The organism is Microbulbifer sp. MLAF003 (assembly GCF_030012965.1).
Classification (GTDB): Bacteria; Pseudomonadota; Gammaproteobacteria; order Pseudomonadales; family Cellvibrionaceae; genus Microbulbifer; species Microbulbifer variabilis.
On the sequence record NZ_CP120232.1, the window covers coordinates 2,517,042 to 2,536,428 of the forward strand.

Genomic DNA, 19,387 nt, shown 5'->3' on the forward strand with positions numbered 1-19,387 from the left:
ACTTGAGTGCGGCTATACAATGTATTGCAAGCAATCTTACCATCTCGCAGGATAAGATTGTATTTGAAGTTCAGGAATTACAAGATTGAGGGTACATTCAAAGGATGCCTAGCAAGAAAGGGGGTCGCCAATAGTTTATATAGCTAGCAGAAAATATCAATCCGACTCTCCCAGCCCAACTTTGTTAGGCTAGAATTCCAGGGTAGTAATGTTTCATAGCTCTCTACAGACTGATTGCGTGGAACTTTCCAAGTACTTCCACATAATACTTATATGTAGCAATACCGTAGATCTTGGCTATTTGCAAAATAGCTAAAGTGTAAGTACAGTGAATCAACCCCTTCGAGTGAAGATGCTTACAGGTAGTTTTTTCGATACCTTACGAAGGGTTTGATTTTTTATTCAGTCAAATTGGTTTCGATTTCGATGCGGCCACCCTTCAAAAGCTCATAAAGTCCTTTCCAGTGCTTTAGGCCGTATTCTATGGCTTTACTGAGTGGAGACTTGGGTAGTAGCTTTGATTACTTTTCATCTAGCCTGTTTTACGGATAGCCGCAATCGGCCTGGACTCCTCCTGCCGTAAATCACATCACTGCTTTGCAGTTAGCTATCACCTCCGGCTTTTGAATCTATCGGATGTAGTTTCCTATAAAAGTACATAACCTGCTTGGCCAGTCCACCTGTTCTGTGTAGACTTGGAAATTGGTGCAAATTTGCGTCTAGTGTGTGCACTACAATGACTTGGGTTAATCGTCTCTTCGCGGAGCAAAAGCTCTACAGCATTGCAGCCATTCATCCTCATTAAAAATGTAATTGTCTTTTTAACTTGAGCGTATAGGAGTATATCTTTAAAAGAATTCACAAAATATTTAATTTGTCATGCCCAGATACGCTTTCCTCAAGAAATACCCGCTTTTTGAAAGCCAACAATACCATCTAGCTTAATAAAAGATGTAGAGACCAACCCCTTTCCATCTTTTGATTTAGCTGGCACTTATTTGATATATTGTATGTCGCCGAATAGGATTGATTTATAATTACTCGCAAAAAGTGAGTAACTTACTTGCTCTCACCCAACCCTATTAGACAATAAAGATTCTGTTAAAATTCAAACCGTTATTTAATTAGCAGCACTAACAACTCAACTTTAAAAAAGCTTATGAGCACTCTATTAGCTGACGACCTCCTTCAAAGCCCGCCTCGCCAAGTAAGCAACAGAAAAAATTACTGAAAACTGGCCACTCATTTGTAAAGCAAACTTTGGCCAAAAATCTATTTCTTCTGTGAACAGAGATAAGATTAGATTCCCTGGAAATAGGAAGACTCCAAAATACTCCCAACCACCACCGACAATAAGCCAGTTATACATGAAGGTCACCACGCCAACTAATAAAGCTAGCAATCCAATAGCCATTGGAAACGTAATATCCTTATTCATGCCTTTCTCTTAACTGTAAAAAAGTGAGATTTATATTACGCAATCATAACATCACTTTCCGCCCACAACCTCTTTCTTAATATAGACGCCTAATCGTTTTGCAAGACGAACCAAATTTCCTCTATCCATAGAAAGCAATTTTGCAGCTCGACTCCAATTCCCATCACAGTTAGTCAGCGTATGCTTTATAAGATCGCGCTGATAATCCTCGGTCGCAGACCTGAGATTCACAACTTCCAGCGGTGGTTGAGCCGGTTTCTCAAACTCTGGCTGTGCCATGATATCGTCAGGAATCTCTATATGCGCAGCGGTTAACGATACAATCTCTGACGGAGAGGAGCCCTTTCTGGCCTTCAAGGCTGCACGACTAATGATATGCTCCAACTCCCTTACATTCCCCGGCCAACCATAACGCTTTAATTTACGTGAGGCCTCTGCCGACAATCTGAGTTGACGAAAGCCCAGCTTTCTACGGGACTTTTCCAGGAAGTAATCCGCCAGTAACAGAACATCATTCTCTCTTTGTGATAAGGGTGGAACTTCCAGTGGATATACAGAAAGACGGTGATACAAGTCGGCCCTGAAACCTCCGTCTTCTATTTCCTTCAACAGCTCCCGGTTTGTTGCGGCAACTATCCTGACATCGACATGCTGGACTGTATCTTTACCAACCGGCTGGATTTCACCGCTTTGCAGCACCCTCAGCAATTTACTCTGTACAGCTAAAGGTAGCTCGCCCACCTCATCAAGGAAAATAGTTCCACCGTTCGCCAGAAGGAATTTACCTGGCCGCTCGCGATCCGCCCCCGTGAAAGCGCCCTTTGCATGTCCAAAAAGCTCTGCCTCAGCCAGAGTCTCCGTTAAGGATGCGCAATTGAGGTAAACAAGTGGTTTTTCCCTGCGAGAAGAGAGCCTATGTACAGTGCGAGCCACTAACTCCTTGCCGACACCTGTCTCTCCAAGGATCAGGACGTTGTAGTCAGAACCTGCTACCAGCTCAATATCACTGCGCAGGGCTTTCATGACTTGACTCTCTCCAATGAGCTCCCCACCATCTCGTAGAAAAGCCTCCTGTGTCAGTTCTTTTACCAACTGTTCTGCATGTTCTGCAGAAAGAGAAAGCTCTTTTAACTCCAAAGCTGTTTTTAGTGTTGCTGCAGAAAGGGCTGCTATCAACTCAAGGGTTCTGTCACTAATTTGGCCATAAGCATCTGAAGCCATGCTATCGAGAGTTAGCAAGCCCACCAAGTGGTTATCAGAATACAGGGGCAAACCCATGCAAGAGTGCACCGGCAAGTCCCCTTCCCTATCCAGTAGTAAGCCATCAAAAGGGTCTGGCAAATCACAATCTGATGGGAAGCGAACTGGATTTTCTGAGGCACAAATCTGGGCAAGGCGCGGATGTTCATTGACTACAAAACGGCGGCCAAGCGTTCTTCTGGCAAGCCCTTGTACCGCCAGGGGGTAAGTACATTCTCATTTAACCCCAATAGGGCCACGGCATCACACTTGATGGCTTTGCGGATAGTAGAGAGCAGGCGTTCAAAGCGATCGCTGTTGTTCAGGCTATTAGCCAGATCCAATGCTACTTCCAACAGGAGATTGGCGTTGATATCTGTCATACATGCATAGGTCCATATGATCTATTGAGGTCATTATGACACATAAAGTTATCAAGTCATAATGACATGTTAAAACCGAAAAAAACCTTCAACTTATTGATTTATAAGCATTTTTATTTTTGGCATGGGGCTTGCTAGTTATATAGCGAAACCAAAATTGCCATAGAGGTTAAAAATGCTCGACACTGAAAACCCTGTCCTGCGCAGACGCTTCGAACTTCTGCTCAAAGCTGGCAATCTGACCCTTCTACTGTCAGTTCCTTTTTTGATAGTAACTGTCGTTATCTGCTACCCCATGTCCCACTATTTCTCCCTTCCGGCACAAGTCGCTGGCCATATCTTTATGGTGATCAGCGCGACACTAATAAAAATCGGATACATAAGCCGCTGCGTCGCACAATATAGCCTCTCTTTAGAGGTGAAATAAGTAGCCGCTTTCTCACTTATTGGCTGAACGCAACTATCAGCAATTTTTACAGGCATTGGACTAATGCCTCTGTTTCGGATTGTCCACGATAAATTTTCCGTTAGATGTATATAGGAGCAAATTATGTTGACATCTAGAGAAATCAAAATTGTTAAAGCCACAAGTCCAGTACTCGATAGTGCAGGTGTAGATATCACAAAGTATTTCTACAATAGAATGTTCTCCTGCAATCCTGAGTTAAAAAATATATTCAATATGAGTAATCAGGAAAGTGGTAAACAGCCATTTGCCCTCTTCAGTGCCATATCAACTTTCTCAAAGAATATTGACAACCTTCCAGCCCTGGATCCGTTAATTGAGAGGGTTGCTCAAAAGCATACCAGCTATTTTATTCAGCCTGAGCAATACGAAATCGTAGGAGACCATCTGCTTGCCACTCTCGTGGAGGTTATGCCGGATACATTCACCTCAGAAGTTATTGATGCTTGGCAAAGAGCTTATAACCTATTTGCGAAGTTACTAATAGAACGAGAATATGAACTCTATGACTTCTCAAGAAATACCCTCGGAGGCTGGCATGGCCCCAGGCAGTTTATTGTAGAGGATAAAACCGTAGAGTCTGAGCTGGTTACCAGCTTTCTCTTAAGACCAGAGGATGGAAATGGTGTAATTGATTATCAGCCTGGCCAATACCTGGGAATTCGGGTAAAACCTCCAAAACATGAATACCTTGAGATCCGTCAATATTCACTCTCCGATAAACCCAATAGTGCAACCTATAGAATCAGCGTAAAAAGAGAAAGCCAGCCTAGAGATGGTATTGTCTCCTCTTACTTACATGAAACTGTGGAGGTTGGGGATATCCTGGAGGCCTACCCACCAAGCGGCGCATTTTTTCTAAAAGACTCAATAAAGCCAATTGTATTGATTTCTGCAGGTGTCGGCCTAACTCCTTTGCTCTCCATGCTGGAATCCATACATGAAAAAGAGCCAGACAGGAAAATTACGTTCTTGCATGCCTGCGAGAAAGAAGAGCAACACTCGTTCAAGGAACGACTTGCGGAACTATCTTCAGTCAATTCAAACATAAAACACTACTACTGGTATGCTTCAGGCGCTAAAGGAAACAGCTTTTCCGGACTTATGCATCTGGATTTTATCCGGGAACAGCTGCCCATTACCCAGGGCGATTTTTATTTATGCGGCCCAACAGGTTTCATGAAGAATATTAAGGAACAACTTATGGAGCTAGGAGTTGATTCCGGTAGGATATTTTATGAAGTGTTTGGTCCGCATAGTGATATATAGAAAATAAAAGTAAAGCATAAAATCACTTTTGCATTCTAAACTATACGATTGCTTACAATGGCTTCATCTGTTGGAACTCGCTAACCAGGCAGGCTACCGCCAGGTGAAGTCTTGAAAAGCCGACGTCATTAGAGCGGACAGACTAAAGCTTAAAAACTCTCTCAGCATTCTTATACAAAAAAACTCCGATACCTCTTCATCCAGCTCCAACAGATGCATCTCTTTCATGCAGGCTTCCGGTGTCAGCATCGGGTAGTTAGTGCCAAACATCACTTTATTCTTGCCATGGGCCTTCATAAATGAAACCAACTCTTTGGGGTATCGCTTAGGTTTATATGCAGAAGTATCTATATACACATTTGGAAACTTGGTGGCGAAAGCGATCATCTCGTTATGCCAAGGATAACCTATATGACCACAAACTATCTTCAAATCTGGGAAGTCAAGCGCTACTCTTTCGATATGAATAGGCCGACCGGATTCAGAACTGCGTAAGGGGCCTGTGAGCCCAACTTGCAAACAAACAGGTACATCCAGCTCAACGCAAGCGGCATACAGTGGATAATAAAGGGGATGCGTACATGGAAGCTCCCACAGCCACTGCACGATGCGCAAGCCCTTAAAGTCATGCTCACAGACATATTTACGTAACTCTTGAACTGCCTCTATGGGATTTCTCAAATCAACTGAGGCAAGCCCAGAAAATTTGTCTGGGTGAGTCGAGGTTATTGCAAGAACTTCTTCATTACTAATCAATGCTCCGCTAGGACCATACCAAGCAGAGATAAGCGCCTTGGAGACATTCGCTGATTCCATCGCCAGCAATGTCCACTCCAGAGGCAACTCTTCAAAGTCTTGTCGTGTCCACCTCTTCAATGTATCTAAAAAGGGCTCAGAAAGAAAACGCTTTGTTGGATGCTGAGCCCATACATCAATTACTGTCGTCATAGTAGCAGCTCCCTTATATTAGGTTTGCTATTAAGTATTCTATGGAGTCCAATGCTTCCTTGCATAATCCTACAAAGTTTGTAGTGCGGTAAAAGTACTAAACCACATCATTCATAGTTACAATATCTGCCTACTTATAGTCGTTAACTAATTGGCCATTTGATGACTGTTGAAACTGAGGATGTTTATCCTCAATATCGTAAAAATCAGACTTTTCGCTGACAAATATATGCCCCATGGTTTTCAACCCGGTTGGGCCATCCAATGATCCAGCAATAATTCCAGTTGCATCAAGCTCATACGGCTCCCAAAAAAGCCCTGAGCCACACTCCCGGCAAAACCCCTACGAGCAATGTCTGATGTTTTATACCAAGCTAACCCGTCATCTTTTGTTATCTTAATATTAACTTTGCGAGCTTTTGTGTGGGGACCAAAGTTTCCATGTAGCTTTTGACACATATCACAATGACAGTTTACTACGTTTCGCAGCGGCCCTTTCACCTCGTATCGTACAGCTCCACATAAACAACCACCGACTGAAATTGCATTTTCATCAATCATATAATTTACCTGTATATATGTAGCACCACAGTTAATCGGGAAAATTCAATTAAATATATTTCTTGATACTATTTACCACTTCATTGGTTAAAATGGTTTATCCAAAGTGTAAACACAACCCAAATAGACCGCTCTATATACAGCCAGAAAGAATAATAACCTAACAGAAGTAGCAACCGGATTTAGTAATAAGCTTATTCAAATCACCTATTTTTCTTTTCCCTTTAGAATGCTATTTTTGCCGCGCTAAAAGCTAAAATGAATAATGGAATATTGGATAAAAAGAAAATAACAAAACGAATTTCAATCTTATTCCACAAGACCTGGACAAGACTATGAAGTATCCGCAATCCAACATACAGCCAAGAAGCAATAACATTCACCTCTGTAGCTCCATCAAGGAAAGTTAGAGAAAGCACAATGGCATAGAAGACAGTAGGCTGCTCCAGTAGATGATTGTAATTATCCGCTTTCCAGCGAACTCTTGGCGGAAGTTTCGACATTTGAGTGCCAACTGGTGCCTCGGGGTCTAACTTCATTTTCATAGCGGCAATAGCTGGCAATCTCGTAGCGTACATCCATAGCCACATTACCAGGGACCAAATCACTAGCGCTATTATCGGCTGAATTAACTGAATATTTGCTTCCATGATCTCTCCGGCCATCCTCTAATTCACAAATTTATCATTTACTTAATAACAACATTACTAAACAAACACCAAAATTGTATGGCACTATTCCAACCAGAACAATTACTAGTTATCAGCATCTCCAGCTTGCTGGTCTATTTATCCATTGAAGACCAACTCTCTTATATTGTTAATCCTTTAATCATTAATATACTGAGCTATACCAAGGGTTGCGAGGTAAAATTAATTATTTTACTCTTTTAAATATGCTTCTCATAACCGGCTATAATCGTAGTGCTCTGCACTGATAACTCAAAGTACTTTTCCTTTATAGTTCGGTATTCAGGGTCGGAGAAGAATTTTCTCATCATCTCTTCAGTTGGAAACCTGATCGTAAATACGCGATTAATCTCCAAACTACTTTCAGATTTCAACACCTCTGACACCCTGAAATCATATCCAAATGAGCCAGCATACGCTTCTAATATAGGCGTCATCGCATCGCGATACGCTTGGTAAATATCATCATTACTTACTTCCAGGCCTACTAACATCTCATACATTATACTTACTCCAAATCTAACCTCAGATCACCGTCAGGCCTTTTCCCATTATCATAGGAACCAATCATTTATCTTCGGTCGACTCTAAACTCCGCTCCTGTTCATCGGCAGATATAGTACTATCGATCCAGTCTATATAGTGAGAGATGCGAACGTTATTTCCTCTATCGCCATAACGCTCACCGTGATATGCGCGCAAATCCCTGTTGCTGGAAACCCAAGCAACAAGACCAGCAAGCTGCCATCCTTGTTCTTCCTCGATAAGAACCGGGCTGCCACTATCGCCATTGCCAGCCATACCCTCAAGTGAAACAGCAGATGCTGGCGAATCAAATGTGTAGGAAATCCAGCGCATATCAACACTGGAGATAACATTGAAGGCTCTACGCAAAGAAGTTCGATGTGGGCTATTGGGTTTTGGCCCCTCTTTACCATTACCCGTGCTTCCCTTGCCGATTAACTGGATAGTCTTACCAAGTTCGTCATTGCCACGATAGAGAGGGATTGGCTCCACATCATTGATTGGCTCTTCCAACTTGATTAACGCAATATCATCTGACATTGCGAGGAATTCCTGTAACTTAATGCCTTCACCTGTAGCTAATGCCTCTTTGATAAGGGCTTCGGGTAGCATTTTGTGCCCAGAATGAACGAATACGGACGCAATTTTACGCGGCCGGCTATTAATATTGATCTCCTTAGGGTGTTTCGAACAGGTCACATGTGCCGCGGTAACAACCCACTGAGGAAAAATCAGGACCCCGTGCCCTTCTCCTGGAAAGTCGGCCAATGCTGGCAGTATTGAGGTGGGTACTTGGTAATTCTCATCTTCAATATCATCACGGATAACAATGGCACTGACAGTGGATGACAGGGAAAACAAAACTAAGAAAATGTATTCCTGTACGTACTTCATTTTTTTCACATCCATATTTTCTACTTCGTCTCTATCAAGGCGGCTATTAAGCTTACTCGAAGACTCACTCTTTTCCCTAAATTTTTATAACCAACTCCACTTGACTGGGAACCCACCATACTTAGTACAAATTGTTCACAAGTTGATATATAAAAATAACTATCTATTTAGTATCTTCTAAGCTATTCATAGCCTTGGGAACTTCGAATTTTTATACTCGAAGAATATTTTCTTCTACAGATGAATAACCTACCCACGAATAATATTGGCTTCTAAGTTAAAAATTAAATATTTATTTATCGATACATATTGCCTGGCTGACTCCAGATTGAATTTTCATACGGTGCACAAGTACCATCCAGGTCAGGTTATAGTTAAACCCTCTAAGCTTAAACGCTTCTTAGGAAGGAGTTGCTGCAGGTGAACAATGCGCGAACAGACTAAGCTCCTTGACATCATTGTTTACGCATCTCGTAAGGCTCAAAGCCCTTTCCAGGATCTACAGCTTGAAGTAGCCCCAAGCACCTTCACCTGCACGAGGATCTTCGGAGGACCATAGATAGAGGCTGCCCCGACTTTTAATTATGAACATAGGTATCGAGATCGATTTTACCCCTGGCATTGACCTTTACCCTGAATAAAAGCCGCTTCTCCACCTATAATTTAATTTTAAGCTAGTTAAAAGGTGGATTTTTAACTACTAATAGCATATAACTTTAACTTGTGTTAATAGATCAAAAAGCAGCTATTAAACAGCTGATTAGTAACTTACAGATGGAATAACAGCTACAATGGCCTTCCACGGACAGTCTGATAAACAGATACTCTATACGCTGGGCAACAGGCTCAGAGAGTACCGCTTGCGGATGAACCTCACCCAGGATGATATGGCTGAGCGTGCCGGCTTATCTACCTCCACCATCAAAGGGTTAGAGGCTGGTCGCGGCAGGCTCGACAGCCTGGTTGCGGCACTGAGAGTGCTTCGACGGCTGGATGCACTGGAAGCTTTCCTCCCAGCTCCAACTGTTAGTCCCATGCAACTTGCTATGCATGGCAAGCAGCGGCAAAGAGCCAGAGCCTCTGGCGCCACTAACGCCCTTAAAGAGGGGGCTGATGAAGGCACCCCCAAGACCCCGGCAAGAAACATTAAAAAGAGGGATAAGCCAGAATGGTAAATCGAACAAATACTGCAGTAGTGCATCTGTGGGGGAAATAGTTGGCGCTGTCCATTGGGACGACAGCGGGTATGGTGCTTTTGAATATGCCCCAGAGTTTTTACAGCGCAGGCTGGATATTGCCCCTATTACCATGCCTATCGAGTCTCCATTAGAACCCTATATGTTCCGCACACTCAATCGGGACACCTTTAAGGGACTGCCGGGGCTACTTGCAGACTGTCTGCCCGACAAATTCGGTAATGCCGTTATTGATGCCTGGCTCGCTCGGCAGGGGCGGACTCCGGAAAGCTTTAACCCCATTGAGCGGCTTTGCTATACCGGTACCCGTGGTATGGGAGCGCTGGAATTTCAGCCCGCGGTGGATGGCAGCTTTAAGGATTCTGTCGATCTCAATATTGAGGAGCTGGTAAAACTAGCTGCAGCCATTACCCACAGGCAAACTGACCTGAACGCCCAACTTGGAAAGAGTGATACCGAGAAATCCGGGGCATTGCTGGACATATTAAGAGTGGGTACCAGCGCTGGAGGCGCCAGAGCAAAAGCGGTGATTGCTATGAATAGCGAGGGGGATATACGTTCGGGCCAAGTTCCCGCGCCGAAAGATTACGACTACTGGCTGCTGAAATTTGATGGTGCCGGGGATCTGGAACTCGGCGCCACCGATGGGTACGGGAGGATTGAGTACGCATACCATCTTATGGCCTTGGAGGCTGGTATTAACATGACAGACTGCCAGCTTCTCGAAGAAAACGGCCGGGCACATTTCATGACGCGGCGCTTCGATCGCGTGAATGGCAAGAAGCTACATATGCAATCTCTCTGCGGCATCGCGCACCTGGATTTCAATATGGCTGGCGCCCACTCTTACGAGCAGGCCTTCAGCGTTATGCGTGAACTCTACTTGCCCAAGAATGAAGCGATTCAACAATATCGCCGAATGGTATTCAATGTTTTAGCCAGGAACCAAGATGATCACACAAAGAACATTGCATTCCTGATGGGCCCCGAAGGCGAATGGTCTCTGTCGCCCGCATTCGATGTAACCTACGCCCACAATCCGGGGGGCGCGTGGACCAGTCAACATCAGATGAGTATCAATGGTAAGCGCGACAATTTCCAATTAGAAGATTTGCTTGCCGTAGGGAGGGCAATCAGCATCAAGCGGCCAATGGATATTGTTGAAGAGGTAGCAGCAGCCGTGAATAAATGGGAGGGCTTCGCTGAAAGCGCTGGTGTATCCGAAAGCTGGATGATCGAAATCCGCCAAAACCAGCGACAACTCTGCTGATCGATAATCCAGACAGTAAAATACGCAAGGGAGCGTAATTCCACCATACCGACACCCGAAAAAAGCAAAGTAGCAATCGCCCTACCGCTCCAGTAGATACTCCTGTCAAAGCACCCCAACTGCTATCTTGATTCAGTTATTGGAATTGATAACCGAACAAGAAGCGAGGCCCCCATCATGTCTTCAATGTGCCGCTTAGCCCTGCTGGCTGTGGTATTTGTTGACCTAATGGGCCAGGGACTCCTTTTTCCAATTATCGATGAATTGGTTATGTCGACAAAATTCCAGTTCTTACCTACAGATACGCCCCAGGCGACACGGCATCTATATTATGGCGTCGTTATCTGTAGTTTCTTTCTGGCTTGGTTTGTCGGCTCTGTGTATATCGCAAAGCTATCCGATAGTATTGGGCGCAAGAATGCTATGGTGCTATGCCTGATAGGTGCTCTTGTTGGTTATGCAATAACTATCCTCTCTCTGGTTAACAGCAGCCTCTGGCTCCTGATCCTGGGGCGAGTGGTCAGCGGATTCACTGCAGGCAACCAGCCTATAGCGCAGGCGGCAATGATTGATGCCAGCAAGACAGAACTGGAAGCCTCCAGGAACCTGGGTCTTCTAGTGGCCGGCATGAGTGCCGGCGCGGTTGCCGGCCCTATCATGGCTGGCTTGTTGGCAGATAGAGAACTACTGGGGAATATCGCCAGCATTCAACTGCCCTTCTACTTTGCGCTAGTGCTTGTCGCCGTCACCCTATGCCTAATCTTGCTCTTCTTCCATGACAGCCGAAAGGCGCCGATGCAGCTCAAGCTGCGATTCCTGGATCTCTTTACACAGTTCATACATTTAAAAGACCGCCCAGGGGTAATCAGGCTTTGCCCCGCCTACCTCTGCTTTATGCTGGTACATCTCAGCTTTTATATCTTTATCGCCAATTACTTGAGTAGCCGGTTCCAGGCAGGCTTGCTGGTGACCAGCATGGCCATGCTGACTATGGGCATTGCTGTGGCGATATCCAGCCTGTTTATGGTTAAGCCAGTCTTATCACGCTGGAGCAAGCCATTGGTTATCAAATTATCTGCCTTGGTTATGGGAGGCAGCGCTTTAGTCTTTGCATTCAGTAATCAAATTTGGCTTTGTTACTTGAGCATTTTCTTTGCCTATCTCTGCTTTGGGCTCGCCTACCCCGCCCTCTTGAAGACATTTGCCAATAGCGTCGATGAAACTGAACAGGGCTGGGTAATGGGAATAGCCACCGCGGGCTTTACGCTGGTAGCAAGTCTGATTTCCCTGGTCGGTGGGGGAGCGATGGAATTGAATATTCGATTGCCATTTTTTATCACTGCTGCCGCAGCAATATTGGTCCTGTTACTAATTCAGCTGGGTTGGCAAAACTTAGCCAGAGTGGAGAAGTGAGAAATCAGTAACTTACGTCTCATGAAAGCTTCCTCAAGAGTGAGATGTCAAAGCTACAACTGCACCTGGAGCCATATGGGGCATGGATGCCAATAACGCATCCAAAAGAGGCCCCGCAGTATTTGCTAGGGCCAATCATCCAGATTAATTTTCGACTCAACTAGCAGACAACTTGCTCATGAGGCAGCCGGCTAGCTGCTGACTCGTTTGAGCCCCGCCGCAAATCAACCATGCGCGCGATAAACCAAATAAATGCCTCCACCTGACCATTTAAAACACAACTCCCTGCACAGATGCTTTTCAGTAACCCTTGTACATCGGAGGAGTGCAAGGCGGAAACTGCATCGCTACTTTTTAGGAGCATTGAGCAGGAAGGCAGACCGGATATTTTATGATCACTTAAGGTCACATTTCCGTCGTAGTACAAAATCCTTACCGGCTCAGACTGGTCAGTGACACTTACAGACATAGCCAGGTTTGGAGTTGGGGCTGAGCCTCCTGCTAATGATCGTTTAAGATAGCTGGAGAAATTATTCGCCCAATCTTCCACTTCGGACTGCGCTATGCTCGGGTCCATAGCTTTTTCTTTTGTGGCAACCAATAAGTTATCAACTTCCCGCTCCGCCTCGATCAGGGCTTCAACGGTCTTGTCCACATCCCCTTTCGTATGGGCTGCTGAGCAAATAAGCCTGAGCCGGCCACGCCCGCTCTCCACTATGGGATAGGTAACCGCCGATGTCTGGACACCGCGTTTATATAACTCCTGCACTATTGCAAACAGCTTATCTTTGTTACTAAAGTGCGGCGTAACAATAGGCCCATCTCCTGTCCCCAGATCATAGCCGGCTTGTTCGAACCGCTGCCGCATATAGCGTGTCGTATCCCAGAGCCGCTCCCGTAAGCCATCATCGGTGCTAAGCCTCCGCAAAGCCGTCAGTGCCGCGGCAATATCTGCAGGGCTGATCGAAGCCTGGAAAATATAAGCTCTTGATGATGACCTCAAAAGATCTACATACTCTTCCTTCGCGGCAATAACGCCACCAAGACTGCCCAGCGCCTTACTGAGCGTCGTCATAATGAAATCCACCTGGTCGGTAACTCCCTGCGCGGCACAAATGCCCGCTCCACGTTCACCATAGAATCCGAAGGAATGCGCCTCATCCACCAAAATGAGCGCATCATATTTCTTTGCTGTACGAACAATTTTGGCTACCGGTGCGGCGCCCTCCCCCATGCTGTATACGCCTTCCAAAACAACGAGGACCGTACGGTATGGGGATACTTCTGACTCAAGCACAGACTCCAGGTCGGCGGCATCATTATGCTTGAATGTCCGGATTGTTGCGCCACAGAGACGGGCACCATCAACAATAGATGCATGGCAAAGCTGGTCTATAACCACCACATCGTCTTCACCAAGAAGACCTGCAACCACTCCAACATTGGCGGTATACCCTGTAGGGAACAAGCATGCACTCGGTTTTCCTACCAGCTCTGCAAACTCAGTCTCGAACTCCAGGTGGAGATCTGTGAGACCTGACGCAGCGGCAGAAGTACCCATCCCAGTGCCAAACTTCGCTACCGCGGAAGCGGCTTCCTTCATAACTTCCTTATCCCGGTTCAGACCAAGATATAGATTGGTTGTCCAGATTATTGCTTCCTGCTCTTCATCATTGTAAACATCACTCACTGTGCCCCGAGTAGCACTACCTGTGCGCAGCACTTTACTGTAAGGGTTTCGGCGCTGGTCGTTCACCATATACATGACTTCTTGCACCAGCTTACTCTTATCCAGTGCAGACCAGGACGGTGCTTTTGCAGCCTGGAAAGTCGGATGGCTAGACTGTATATGCGATTGGAAGCTGGCAAGTGAATCCGATGCTGCACGATTCACTTTTTCATTCGAATCCTTAGCTGAATTATCACTCAAACCACCAAGGATGTGGTTTGCCAGGGCATTTGGGGTTGCGTAAGTCATAATCGCCTGGGAAGCAACCGAACGGCCCAGGTTATTGCTCAAACGCCGAGCCAATTCCAAGGTTGTGAGAGAGTCGAGACCGAGGCCAGAAAAAGATTGTTCCGGTAATACTTCTTCTGGATCTGCAAAATTAAGGAGTACGGCCACCTCTCTTTGAATAATCGACAGTAAAATTGCTTGCTGTTCTGAGCTGGAACCGATCAGGCGTTGCATCAAGTCACTGGTACTGTTCTCAGTATCAACACTTGATCCCAACCCAGCATAGCTCTCCTCTAATTCCATCAGCTTTTTGCGATCGAGCTTATCGTTGGGTAACGCAGGTAATGCTTCTAAGTGCCTCACGATTTGGGGGATCATATATTTCGGAAGCCGCTGCGCCAGGAACTCTTTAACGGCTGTATCTGTTATCGTCTTGTCCCGGCTAACAATGTAGACTGCAAGCATTTTCTGACCAATGCCACCATCTACGGCGGCCGCTGCAGCAGCTTCAATACCCGGCATAGTCTCAAGCGTCGACTCTATCTCCTCAAGCTCAATACGGAACCCCCTGACCTTAACCTGCTGATCAACTCTACCAAGAAATTCTATCTCACCATTTTCCGTCCACTGACACAGGTCTCCCGTTCTGTACAAGCGGCGATCCGGGATAAGGTCACTAGATTCCCTCTCGATAAAACGCTCCTTAGTGAGAATTTCATCATATAAGTACCCTCTTGCCAGTTTGCTTCCAGCCAGATACAACTCACCGGCTTCACCCGAAGAAACCGGTTGCATGGACTCATTCAAAATATACGCACGGGAACCTGGCACTGATTTTCCAATCGTAATCGCCTTGATGCCTGGTTCAACTTCGGTAATTGTTGAGTAAACCGTATCCTCAGTAGGGCCATAGGCATTGAATACACGCAGCCCAGGTTTCAATGAATAAACCTGTTCAACCAGGGATCGCTTTAACGCCTCACCACCAAATACCAGGCACTGAAGCCCCTCGGGTAACTTTTCAGTGGCTAGTAATGTCTGCATTGCCGATGCCACAGATACACAGGTTCTTACTTGATCCGCTGCCGGATGGTTTGGCAAATCAAGTATATTCTTACCCAGTATTACCGTGCCCCCGAGTGACAAGGTGCCAAATATTTCCATTACAGAAGTATCGAAACAGACTGAGGCCCCTGCGAATACTCCCTGGAGTTCCTTCTCACTGAACAACTCTCCCATAGAGTGACACATTGCCACAATACACCGATGCTCAACTGCAACACCTTTTGGTTTGCCAGTAGAACCAGAGGTATAGATAACATAGGCCAAGTCATTTGCTGATGGCCTGGCATAACTATCTAAAATCTCCTCCCCTTGGTCGTTCACTTTGTCGAGCCAGATTAACTCACCCACTTCGCGACATAGGTCAGCAGAGCTATCATTATCCACGATAGCCGCCAAAGCACGTGAGTGTTCCAGCATGTAACGAATGCGATCTCGAGGGTAGGCGGGGTCTAAAGGTACATAGGCACACCCCGCTCGTATTACGCCAATTAAAGTTGCCACAAGCTCCCAGGAGCGGCTCATGCATACCCCAACCAAAGATCCGGGCTTAATACCACGAATCTCAAGTTCAGCTGAGATCGCACTGGCCCGTTGTAGCAGACGCTTAAAACTCACACTGGCTCTCCCATCGATAATGGCTAATCGATCAGGGGCCTCCAGCATTTGCTGTGCGATCAAACTGCAGACTGAAATATCGGTTTGGGGCTGTATTTTGGAATTTTTAACTGGACTACTCACAGAATCTTACCTTTATATCTTTATTAAATATCTGGAAATTAACTTTCAATTCAATTTAATGTCTTTCAAATTTGGTCATAAATTTCCTAATTTTTAGAAACACCTCCTATAAACCCAAATCCACAAACTAAAGGGTAATATTTAATTAAAAATCACGAATGACGTATCGCACAAAGTGATACAAACACCATTATTAAGTGAAATCTACTGTTCTTGCGCCATAGTTTTATCTTTTAATCAAGCAAGCTGGAATAACTCTGCAGTGAAAATAAGGAATATATAGGCAAAAGGGCTTTAGGCTAAATTTCTGATTGATCATTGAACTAAATATTACCAGCTCAACCATTTACAACACCTTCTTCACACAGCCTAACTGTAATAATTTTCTATTTATTTTTTATGTCGATATGAAAAAAGTTACACGGTTCCTACTGCTGTGGAAAGATCCCTTTACAATCTTTCACGATCCACTTGGCCATACCTCAAGCCTAATTAGCCATATTACCCAGGGAACTTATTTAAAAAATTGCAACTAATGATGCGATATAGGAAAGGAAAACCTGCAACAGTTAGATAAGCAAGTCTCCTGGTAAAGCAAGTAAAAATACTGCTGCAAAGCGGCTGCCGGTCCAGGATATTTTACAAGAGGATTATTTAAAAAAATCTGGGCATTGGGCTAACTAACCCGCTTTAAACGTTTTTTCGCTTTTTCTCGCCACTCCTGAGAAAGGGATTGTAATTGATAAGCAGTTTCAAGAATCTGCTTACTACGCGTATACTCTTTGTCAAATAGAGCCCTAAACACAGACTTTACGCTAATAGAGCCTGTTAACTCCTTTACTTTCCTGAGTTCATCTCCCTGCCCGATATAGCCTTCTTTAAGTACCCTGAAGTATACACCTGTGTTGAAGTGCTCTTTGAATAGTTTAACGGCCTTATCACTGTCTAATGCTATATTGAGCTTAAAGCAAGGGATTCTTGGCTGGCTCACCTCCAGAAGGCAATCTCCCACACGAAACCGGTCACCAATAAAAATCTTTTCTTCGATAAGCCCGGTCACCGTTAAATTTTCACCGAAAGCTCCATAAGGTAATTCGCTTCTGTCCAGAATTCCTTTCCAATATTCATAGTGGTCACTGGCAAATGCATAAACGGCCATATCAACGCCGCCGTGATGCTTTAGGTCGGCCTGTTCATCCCCTTCCAGATTGCCTTTACTAACAAGCACTTTACCTTTCACCGGTTTCTTAAAAATACCGGTGGTGACCGGCTCACCTTTGTATTCAACAACCCTCTTCTTGGAAACATTGATGGAAACAATTTTCATAACTTTATTACTGATCGTTCGATTTCATCACCCTAAGGAGCTTCTTCTATCATAATTCTCGGAAACTTGACACTTGGTTTTTTGAAGGTGATTACTTTCCCACTATAACTTCTCTCATATCGAGCCGATGGCAAAGCTCCAGCAATCAGTAGACACCCACTTTTAATCTTGATCAAAAAAATGGGGTAGGAATAACAGGAAAAAGACCAATAGATAGAACGCAAAAGCGGTATAAGAGTGTAAGAAGAGGCTAAAAGTCAACTAGCCCCTCCTGGCGCCCCCATATTACAGCTTGCTGGATAACTCACGAATCTCATGGTTGAGGATGCGATCGTTATGGCTGTAGTCCATAGGAACATCAATCAGATGTACCCCACCCTCTTTACAGCACTTCTCGATCATTGGTTTTAGTTCTCCTGTTGCCTCGATACGATGACCATGAGCACCATAGGAGTGCGCATAGGCAACAAAATCCGGGTTGCCAAAGTCCAGACCGAAATCGCTGAACTCCATCATAGCCTGCTTCCACTTGATCATTCCGTAGGCGTCATCCCGCAAAATCAGTACGATCAGGTCCATCTTTAAACGAACTGCCGTCTCTATTTCCTGGGAGTTCATCATAAAGCCACCGTCACCACAAATTGCGACTACACGACGATCAGGGTTAACCAGTTTGGCTGCCATAGCCGAGGGCAACCCAGCCCCCATAGTGGCCAGCGCATTATCCAGAAGTACCGTGTTTGGGCATCGTGCTGGGTAATTACGAGCAAACCAGATTTTGAACATGCCATTATCAAGGGCAATGATGCCCTTCTCTGGCATTACTTCCCGCACATCCCTGACCAATCGCTGCGGGCGGATTGGGAAGGTGTCAATCTTGGAAGCTTCATCAATCTGCTTTAACAATGCAGCGCGAATACGGTGGGCATCGGTAAAGCTCCAGTGTTCCTGTGGCTTCAGATGCTCAGTTAATTGCCAAAGGCTGTTGGCAATGTCCCCTATAACCTCGATTTGGGGGAAGTAAACCGGATCTACCTGGGCAGAGTTGAAGTTGATATGTACAACTTCCGCTCCCCCAGGACGCATAAAGAATGGCGGTTTTTCTACTACATCGTGACCTACGTTGATAATCAAGTCTGCCTGCTCAATCGCCCGATGTACAAAATCTCCATCAGATAACGCCGTATTACCAATAAAGTGTGGGCCGGATTCATCAATGACCCCCTTACCCATTTGTGTTGTTACCGCAGGAATCCCCAGCTTATCGACGAACTTACGCAACATCTTTGCCGTGAGCTTTCGATTTGCACCGGCACCAATTAACAATAACGGCTTGCGTGATCCTGAGATAGCTTCTGCAGCATGGCGTATAGCTTTCTCTTCAGCGATGGGCCTGCGGGTATAGCTTGCTTCCAGCACTGGCATTGTGGAGTGCTCACGAGCTATATCTTCAGGAATTTCAAGGTGTGTTGCTCCTGGACGCTCTTCTTCTGAACGCCTGAATGCCTCCCTGACATAAGATGGCACATAGTCCCCACCAACGATCGTTTTGGTGTACTTGGTGAGCGGACGCATCATATCCACGATATTGATAATCTGGAATTGGCCTTGCTTGGAACTCTTAATGGGTTTTTGGCCAGTGACAAGTACCATTGGCATGCCACCCAACTGGGCATAGGCCGCTGCCGTCACCAAGTTTGTAGCGCCTGGCCCTAAAGTCGCCAAACACACGCCCGATCTACCGGTCAGACGACCATATGTAGCAGCCATAAATCCGGCACCCTGCTCGTGACGGGTTAGAACCAGCTTGATCTTGGAGCCACGTAAAGACTCGAGTACATCCAGGTTCTCCTCCCCGGGGATACCGAAAATATATTCGACGCCTTCAGCCTCCAGGGCATGAATAAATAGATCGGATGCTTTCATTGATACGGCTCCTATGATCGCTGGCACTTTTGCCAGCACTTACTTGGATGACGCCAAAGGATGTGGGGCACCAGATGCTCCTG

15 protein-coding genes and 1 pseudogene are annotated in these 19,387 nt (G+C 45.4%); 4 read left to right on the forward strand and 12 right to left on the reverse strand.

The genetic code is table 11. The features are described 5' to 3' along the window. Positions 1–398 precede the first annotated feature (398 nt). The 4 genes and pseudogenes from P3339_RS23470 to P3339_RS12110 form a co-directional block, all read right to left on the reverse strand. Positions 399–506 (reverse strand): annotated as a pseudogene (locus tag P3339_RS23470) (IS66 family transposase); the annotation flags it as partial. 665 nt (positions 507–1,171) lie between these two features. After that, positions 1,172–1,438: a hypothetical protein gene (locus tag P3339_RS12100; protein ID WP_282950621.1), complete on the reverse strand. Its 267-nt coding sequence runs from the start codon at positions 1,436–1,438 to the stop codon at positions 1,172–1,174. Between the two features lie 51 nt (positions 1,439–1,489). Then, a complete protein-coding gene (gene norR, locus P3339_RS12105; protein WP_282953586.1) occupies positions 1,490–2,899 on the reverse strand; it encodes a nitric oxide reductase transcriptional regulator NorR in 1,410 nt (469 codons plus the stop codon). After that, the gene (locus P3339_RS12110) at positions 2,851–3,060 is read right to left on the reverse strand and encodes a hypothetical protein (RefSeq protein WP_282950622.1); all 210 of its coding nucleotides are present in this window, start codon (positions 3,058–3,060) and stop codon (positions 2,851–2,853) included. The genes norR and P3339_RS12110 overlap by 49 nt, the downstream gene beginning before the upstream one ends. 550 nt (positions 3,061–3,610) lie before the next feature. Here P3339_RS12110 and hmpA point away from each other — a divergent pair. Next, positions 3,611–4,795: an NO-inducible flavohemoprotein gene (hmpA, locus tag P3339_RS12115; protein WP_282950623.1), complete on the forward strand. Its 1,185-nt coding sequence runs from the start codon at positions 3,611–3,613 to the stop codon at positions 4,793–4,795. A gap of 93 nt (positions 4,796–4,888) precedes the next feature. Here the strand turns inward: hmpA and P3339_RS12120 are convergent, their stop codons facing one another. From P3339_RS12120 to P3339_RS12140, 5 genes are all read right to left on the reverse strand, one after another. Beyond that, positions 4,889–5,743 (reverse strand): amidohydrolase family protein, encoded by an 855-nt coding sequence (locus tag P3339_RS12120; protein WP_282950624.1) that lies wholly within the window; start codon positions 5,741–5,743, stop codon positions 4,889–4,891. 243 nt (positions 5,744–5,986) lie between these two features. Continuing rightward, positions 5,987–6,304 carry a GFA family protein gene (locus P3339_RS12125; protein WP_282950625.1) on the reverse strand — a complete coding sequence of 106 codons (318 nt, stop codon included), beginning with the start codon at positions 6,302–6,304 and terminating at the stop codon, positions 5,987–5,989. A gap of 224 nt (positions 6,305–6,528) precedes the next feature. Continuing rightward, positions 6,529–6,954, reverse strand: coding sequence for an MAPEG family protein (locus tag P3339_RS12130; RefSeq protein WP_282950626.1), 426 nt, complete (start codon positions 6,952–6,954; stop codon positions 6,529–6,531). 239 nt (positions 6,955–7,193) lie between these two features. Beyond that, positions 7,194–7,496, reverse strand: coding sequence for a DUF1330 domain-containing protein (locus P3339_RS12135; RefSeq protein ID WP_282950627.1), 303 nt, complete (start codon positions 7,494–7,496; stop codon positions 7,194–7,196). A gap of 64 nt (positions 7,497–7,560) precedes the next feature. Beyond that, on the reverse strand, positions 7,561–8,427 hold the full coding sequence (locus P3339_RS12140) for a S1 family peptidase (protein ID WP_282950628.1): 867 nt from the start codon (positions 8,425–8,427) through the stop codon (positions 7,561–7,563). 776 nt (positions 8,428–9,203) lie between these two features. On the opposite strand from P3339_RS12140, the gene P3339_RS12145 reads away from it, so the two are divergent. The 3 genes from P3339_RS12145 (at position 9,204) to P3339_RS12155 (ending at position 12,291) form a co-directional block, all read left to right on the forward strand. Beyond that, the gene (locus P3339_RS12145; protein WP_282950629.1) at positions 9,204–9,587 is read left to right on the forward strand and encodes a helix-turn-helix transcriptional regulator; all 384 of its coding nucleotides are present in this window, start codon (positions 9,204–9,206) and stop codon (positions 9,585–9,587) included. A gap of 28 nt (positions 9,588–9,615) precedes the next feature. Beyond that, positions 9,616–10,878 carry a type II toxin-antitoxin system HipA family toxin gene (locus tag P3339_RS12150; protein WP_353056820.1) on the forward strand — a complete coding sequence of 421 codons (1,263 nt, stop codon included), beginning with the start codon at positions 9,616–9,618 and terminating at the stop codon, positions 10,876–10,878. 177 nt (positions 10,879–11,055) lie between these two features. Beyond that, positions 11,056–12,291 (forward strand): MFS transporter, encoded by a 1,236-nt coding sequence (locus P3339_RS12155; protein ID WP_282950630.1) that lies wholly within the window; start codon positions 11,056–11,058, stop codon positions 12,289–12,291. A gap of 160 nt (positions 12,292–12,451) precedes the next feature. Here the strand turns inward: P3339_RS12155 and P3339_RS12160 are convergent, their stop codons facing one another. From P3339_RS12160 to P3339_RS12170, 3 genes are all read right to left on the reverse strand, one after another. Continuing rightward, positions 12,452–16,051, reverse strand: a complete 3,600-nt coding sequence (locus tag P3339_RS12160) for an amino acid adenylation domain-containing protein (protein WP_282950631.1) — start codon at positions 16,049–16,051, stop codon at positions 12,452–12,454. 676 nt (positions 16,052–16,727) lie between these two features. Continuing rightward, positions 16,728–17,378 (reverse strand): MOSC domain-containing protein, encoded by a 651-nt coding sequence (locus P3339_RS12165; RefSeq protein WP_282950632.1) that lies wholly within the window; start codon positions 17,376–17,378, stop codon positions 16,728–16,730. Positions 17,379–17,663: 285 nt separating this feature from the next. Continuing rightward, the gene (locus P3339_RS12170) at positions 17,664–19,304 is read right to left on the reverse strand and encodes an acetolactate synthase large subunit (RefSeq protein WP_282950633.1); all 1,641 of its coding nucleotides are present in this window, start codon (positions 19,302–19,304) and stop codon (positions 17,664–17,666) included. Between the last annotated feature and the right edge of the window lie 83 nt (positions 19,305–19,387).